The organism is Pseudanabaena biceps PCC 7429, assembly GCF_000332215.1.
Lineage (GTDB): Bacteria > Cyanobacteriota > Cyanobacteriia > Pseudanabaenales > Pseudanabaenaceae > Pseudanabaena > Pseudanabaena biceps.
On record NZ_ALWB01000028.1, the window covers coordinates 26000 to 32424 of the forward strand.

A 6425-nucleotide genomic window follows, 5' to 3' on the forward strand; every position below is an offset into this window, starting at 1 on the left:
CAACCTTCTCTTCTTTGGTTTATGTACAACTATGCTCCCTGACTTTCTGGTTGAGATAAAGGAATCTGAATTAAAAATTCGGTTCCTTGTTGGAGTTCGGATATGCAACGGATTGTGCCGCCATGCTTGTCAACGATGATTTGATAGCTGATCGATAGCCCTAGTCCCGTTCCTTCTCCCACAGGTTTAGTTGTAAAAAAAGGATTGAAAATCTTTTCGCGAACCGATTCGGGCATTCCGCAGCCATTGTCTTTAAAACTGATTTGTAATAAATTATTATTAATTATTGCTGTTGAGATGATGATCTGTGGTTGTTCGTTCCCAACCGCAAAAGCACCTAACTTTTCTCGCTCTTGTAAAGCATCGATCGCATTGCCGATCAGGTTCATAAATACCTGATTGAGTTGTCCTGCAAAGCACTCGACGACAGGGATATCACCATAGTTCTTCAAAATGTGAACTTCCTTTTGATGGGGATTACCCTTAATCCGATTTTGTAAAAGAAGTAAGGTGCTATCAATACCTTCATGGATATCGATCGGTTTCATTTCAGCCTCATCAAGGCGCGAGAAATTCCTTAGGGTCAATACGATTTGGCGAATACGTTCTGCTCCCAATTTCATCGAATGTAAAACCTTGGGAAAATCCTCCTGTAAAAAATCGAGATCGATATCTGCGATAAACGATTGAATGTCAGGATCGGGAGCGATCGCCTGTTGTTGCTCCCAAGCTTGATAGCGCCTGACCAATTCCAGTAAGTCCTGACTATAGACAAAGGAATGGCTGAGATTGCCATAGATAAAGTTGACGGGATTGTTGATTTCATGGGCAACGCCTGCCACAAGTTGCCCCAGACTGGACATTTTTTCGGTTTGGATTAATTGGGCTTGGGTATTTTTTAAGTCCTGCAAAACTATTTCTAGTTCTTGAGCCTGTGCGTTTGCTTGTTGGGTAAGTTGTTCTTGTTCGTTTAGACTTCTTTGGAGCCATTTTTCAGCATACTTGCGATCGGTGATATCGCGCAAAATGGCGATATATTCCTGAGTGCGATCAGATTGATTGAAATATTCCGATACCGCTACTTCAACGATGCTGGGTATTTTCGCTTCAGTATTGAAGCGGTATTTATGTTTTAATTCCCTCTCACTGAGGTTATCCCAAAGGGCGGGATCATAATCAATTCCTTCTAAAAAGAGTCCGAGGGGTTTGCCTATCAGTTGCATTGCATCGATCTCAAAGAGTGAGGCCGCCGCAGGATTGGCTTGACATATCTCGCCTCGGTTATTGACAATCAGCATGGCATCCAAAGCCGCCACAAATAAATGTTCTGCTCTTTGTCTCGATTCTTCCATGGTCATGACCTGCGGTAAGCTCGTCCAACAAGCGATCGCAATCCCAAGAAAGGCAACAACTAGGAGCAGCACTAAAAATAGAGCATTGCGATTTGTGTCACTATTTTCCCCATGTTGATCTAGCAGGCTAAAAGCTAGCCAACCTATTCCCGTACTACCACATACCAAAATAATGATGGTGATAGTTTGGACGATCATAAAATCAAATGATCTGAGGGATGTTTTATGGCGGTAAATTTTTGCCCACCATTGCACATGAAAAAAGGCAAAAGGCAGTCGTCGCATTAAAGCATCGGCTCCTAATACGAAAATTGGCAAGAGCAAGCCAATCAGTAAATCTTGCCAACTCCATGCGATTCCCCCAACGACCAAAACCACGGATTCGATCGCTAAAAATAAAACTGCCCAATAGGGATACAAGGTTTCAGGGCGATCGCGCTTTAGCCAAATTGCTAAATGTAGGATCGTGATGCTGGCTAAGTAGCCCGTGCCCGTGATCATAACTATTCGCGAAACGTCACCCCAAAATAGGCATAGCAAACTCATGATTAAAGTTGCTACTAGCCCATGACCAATCACGCTACGAGGTGTAAATAATGTGAATAAAGGAGATAAATGACGCTCTTGGGCAAGCTGGTAAAGAACTCTGGGAGAGTTTGATGCAGCAGTTACCGAGCTTAGCAAACAACCAGCGGCAACCAAAAAGGTAATTAATGAAGAAGCCTCAGCCCCCCAAAATGGTTTTGCCGCGTCCAGTAGGTGCAAATAAGTATTTTCGCCTGCCAGAGGATTAGTCGATAGTCTTGCTAAAACCCAAGATCCACCTACATACACGACTGGAATGAGCAATGCCATGTATTGCAAGCATTTTAGAGTTAGATCGGGACGACGACTCTCGGCAACAAAGGAGGAAGCAGTTTCACATCCATAGATCGCGTAGGTAGCTACAAAGTACCACTTTGCCCACATCACAAATGATGGCGCACTCACTGCACCTGTGGACAGAAACCCAGGGCTAGTGGGAGCAAAGGCTAACCAGTTGAGTCCCCCAATACAGAAAGCAATGAATAAACTGACGGCGGGAACGATAAAAAATGCTTGAAAGATAGCCATCGATCGCGTGCCACTAAATGCCACAACATAGGGCAAGAGCACAAAGGCAACTTTGAGAAACCCATCGGGAATATGGATATGAAAATCTAATAGGATGCTTTTGATTAAATCCGCTAGAATAATGGCATTGATTGCTGGAACCGATACCCAGCCCAGCCAATAGCCGATCGCTCCATACTTAGCTATAAATGGATAGTTTTTGAGCAACCTCACTGTATAGTTAGGAGTTCCTCCTGACATATCCTGCCAGTGTTTTCCTAAATGCCTGATTTGAAGATTGAGAAATACGGCGACAAATGCTGAAGGAATCCATACCCAAATTGCTTTCTCTCCCAACTCAATATGCATTGCTGGGGCTACGCCAAACCAAAGCAAGAGTCCAGTTGCGCCAAATCCCCATGTTTCAAAGGTGCTAAGACTACGCGGTAACTGAAACCACGATTTCTGGGAGGTGACCAATGGGCTTGCGATTTGGGCAGGTTGGTTTCTAGATTCAGAATCAGTCATAGTAGCGCGATCTTATCTCTACAGGCATAATTGCTTCTAGATTCTCATCAAAAGAGTTCCAAGAATGTACTCTTATCACTTTCTTAGAGCTGGGGACAATCGCCATGCAGCTTAAAAAATATCAAAGTAAAGGCAACGCAATGTTCCGCCTGTTCTGAATATAACTCCTTCCCAGCCACGAATTGGGTAGTAATACCAAAGCTCAAAATGGCATAGCCATTTTGAGCTTTGAAAACCATTACTGGGTTTGGTTTTTAATTCACAAAAGTGTCGTCACACTTTCGTGAATTGGTATAATGCCAAGTTAAGAAATGGCGTAGCCATTTCTTAACTTGGCATTACTAGGTTTAGTTTTTAATTCACGAAAGTGCGACAACACTTTCGTGAATTGGTATTTAGAGGGGTTTGGCTTACATCCAATCATCATCGTCATCGTAGGAAACCCTAGTATTAGGACGACGGCGATCATCTTCATCCTTACCGCGTTTATTGCGACTGGCAAAACTGCCAATACTTTCGAGGATGCCACTAAATAGATCGTCATCATCATCGTCGAAGTATTCTTCTTCCTCGGCATAGAGTTCACTCGATAGCGCATAGAGCGCTTCTTGTAGCTCTGACTGAGCGCGATCGATCAGTGCATCGTCCTCTTTGGCGATCGCATCCCTGAGTTTTTTAATGGCTCCCTCAATTTGTTTGCGACGTTCGTAACTTAGTTTGTAGCCATAGTTAAGGGCTAATTCCTTTAACTGTCGCTCTGCACCTACGGCAAGATTGTCTGCCCGATTTAATTTTTCAATGCGTTCACGTTTGGCGCGATCGCGATCGGCAAACTGCTCTGCTTCGGTAACCATTCGCTGCACTTCTTTTTCGTCTAGGGTGGAAGCCCCCTTGATTGTGACTCGACGCTCGACACCCGTACGGCGATCGCAAGCGGTTACCGCCAAAATTCCATCGGTATTGAGATCGAAGGTCACATCAACCTGCGCCATCCCACGGGGCTGGGGATCGAGCCCACTGAGCTTAAAGCGTCCTAGGGACTTGTTATATTCAGCGAGATCTCGCTCTCCCTGAATCACATGGATTTCTACGGAGGTTTGATTGTCTTCGGCAGTCGTAAATAATTCCATCTTGCGACAGGGAATCGTCGTATTTCTAGGAATTAAGCGTTTGACTACACCACCTGAAGTTTCGACACCCAAAGATAAAGGTGTGACATCCAGCAGTAATACATCCTTAATTTCTCCAGATAAAATCGCCGCTTGAATCACGGCTCCGATCGCTACGACTTCATCGGGATTCACGCTCTGACTCGGTGGCTTGCCGATCGCTCGTTCCACCATTTCCTGTACCGCAGGAATCCTTGTGGAACCACCGACTAATACGACTTCATCGATCTGGCGAGGGCTGATTTGGGCATCCCGTAAGACGCGATCGAGGGGGATTTGTAGCCGCTCTAATAGATCGGCGCTCAATCGCTCAAATTGCGATCGCTTTAAACTGGTTTCTAAATGTAAAGGTCCATCAGCCGTTGCGGTAATAAAGGGCAAATTAATTTCGGTAACGCCGACCGTCGAAAGCTCGATCTTGGCTTTTTCCGCAGCTTCGGTCAGACGTTGGAGAGCCTGACGCTCTTTACGCAGATCCACCCCGTCGGATTTGAGGAATTCTTCGGCAAGGTAATTGACAATTTGGCGATCGAAATCATCGCCGCCCAATTGCGTATCACCAGTTGTTGCTTTGACCTCAAATAAGCCATCGCTCACCTCCAGTACCGACACATCAAACGTACCGCCACCAAGGTCGAACACTAAAATTTTTTTGTTAGACTTTTTATCTAAACCATAGGCTAAGGAAGCAGCCGTCGGTTCATTTAAAATTCGTTTAACTTCAATACCCGCAATGCGACCCGCATCTTTCGTCGCTTGCCTTTGGGAATCATTAAAATAGGCTGGAACCGTAATCACCGCACCTGTTACAGGTTCGCCTAAATACCGACTTGCCTCATCGACAAGCTTGCGAATCACCATTGCCGAAATTTCTTCGGGCGCAAAATCCTTTTCTAGCCTAGAACTGCGTAACTTAATATTGCCTTGATCGTCACGCCTGACCGTATAGGGTACTCGCTTAGTCTCCGCAGAGAGTTCGCTATGCTTGCGTCCAATAAAACGCTTGACTGAATAAAAGGTATTATCAGGATTTAGCACCGCTTGCCGACGAGCCATTTGTCCGACAAGACGTTCGCCATCTTTAGTAAAGCTAACAACGGAGGGAGTGGTGCGGCTACCTTCTGAGTTTGCAATCACTATGGGCTTGCCACCTTCCATAACGGCTACCACAGAGTTTGTCGTACCCAAGTCAATACCTACAATTTTGCCCATGCTTGACGTATATACCTCTTCACTTCCCAAGACTGCTTATTCAACAGCTTAACAATTTTTTGTTTTGCTTTACTTTGCTAATATCCTAGCTCTAAACACTACGTATCTAAACATTACGCATCTAAACACTACGCATCTAAACACTACGCATCTAAACACTATGCCCATGACTATACCTATGAATGACTTGCGAATAGCCTATGGACAAAAAATAAATATGAACAAAATATGGACAAAGGGGGACTAAGCCCCTTCTGTCTATTGATTCTATTGATTTTTATATGACTTTTGCATTGTGTTTACCAGAAAGATTTATCAGAAAGGCTTAACAGAGATTTAGCCAAAAACCTTGTTTTTCCAAGCTGCGATCCCATCAATTAGCTCTTTGCGGCTACTGGCTAGCAATAGATATCGATAGACAAACCACAGGGAATAACCAAAACCAACCAGTTCAAAGATGCTAGGTAATAAAGGTAGTTTATTTAGGAATTCTAAGAGTGCTGATGTGGCAATTAGAAATGGGATTGCAGCGATGAGAGCGATCGCAAGGGTCAGGTTATCTTTTTTGCCTTCGCCAAAGTAATCTTGCCAAAGTTGCTGAACCTGTTCCCAGAGAGGGTTGCTCTCTGGCAGTGAGTCATTGGTGGGTGGGAGACTTGTTGCTATTGATTTTGCTATTTCAGGAGTGGGGGACAATGGCTTAACGGGGATTTCGATGATGGGTTTTGCCGCAATAGCGACTTCTACAACTTCAGCTCCATTCTCTACGGTTGCTTCGTCAGTAGTTTCTTGAGGTTCCATGATTTATTTATAGATTGCAGTCATTATTAATTGTGAAAATTTTAACAACATTTGTCTCGCTTTTGGATCGCTGTATCGCTTAGTTGTATTGATACCCATGGAGCCGTTATACCAAAGCTGAAAATGGCGTAGCCATTTTCAGCTTTGAAAACCCTTACTGGGTTTGTTTTTTAATTCACATTTTAATTTACATTTTGGCTCAATAGGTGTTTCGGGGAGGTGATGCAAGTAGAGATTGAAGCAAAGCAGTGAGCAAAGCTTTACCCCTTCT

Annotated in this window: 3 protein-coding genes; all 3 read right to left on the minus strand. The window is 44.2% G+C overall.

Features of this window, described 5'->3' with window-relative positions; all coding sequences use genetic code 11:
- Positions 1 to 29: 29 nt before the first annotated feature.
- The gene (locus PSE7429_RS05285) at positions 30 to 2972 is read right to left on the minus strand and encodes an ATP-binding protein (RefSeq protein WP_009626046.1); all 2943 of its coding nucleotides are present in this window, start codon (positions 2970 to 2972) and stop codon (positions 30 to 32) included.
- 410 nt (positions 2973 to 3382) lie between these two features.
- Positions 3383 to 5353 carry a molecular chaperone DnaK gene (gene dnaK / locus PSE7429_RS05290; RefSeq protein ID WP_009626048.1) on the minus strand — a complete coding sequence of 657 codons (1971 nt, stop codon included), beginning with the start codon at positions 5351 to 5353 and terminating at the stop codon, positions 3383 to 3385.
- A 336-nt stretch (positions 5354 to 5689) separates the two neighbouring features.
- Positions 5690 to 6154: a CAAD domain-containing protein gene (locus PSE7429_RS05295; protein WP_009626049.1), complete on the minus strand. Its 465-nt coding sequence runs from the start codon at positions 6152 to 6154 to the stop codon at positions 5690 to 5692.
- Between the last annotated feature and the right edge of the window lie 271 nt (positions 6155 to 6425).

Coding starts and splice junctions, on each gene's coding strand:
- PSE7429_RS05285 (WP_009626046.1), bottom strand. CDS start 2,972: ATGACTGATTCTGAATCTAGAAACCAACCTGCCCAAATCGCAAGCCCA.
- dnaK (WP_009626048.1), bottom strand. CDS start 5,353: ATGGGCAAAATTGTAGGTATTGACTTGGGTACGACAAACTCTGTGGTA.
- PSE7429_RS05295 (WP_009626049.1), bottom strand. CDS start 6,154: ATGGAACCTCAAGAAACTACTGACGAAGCAACCGTAGAGAATGGAGCT.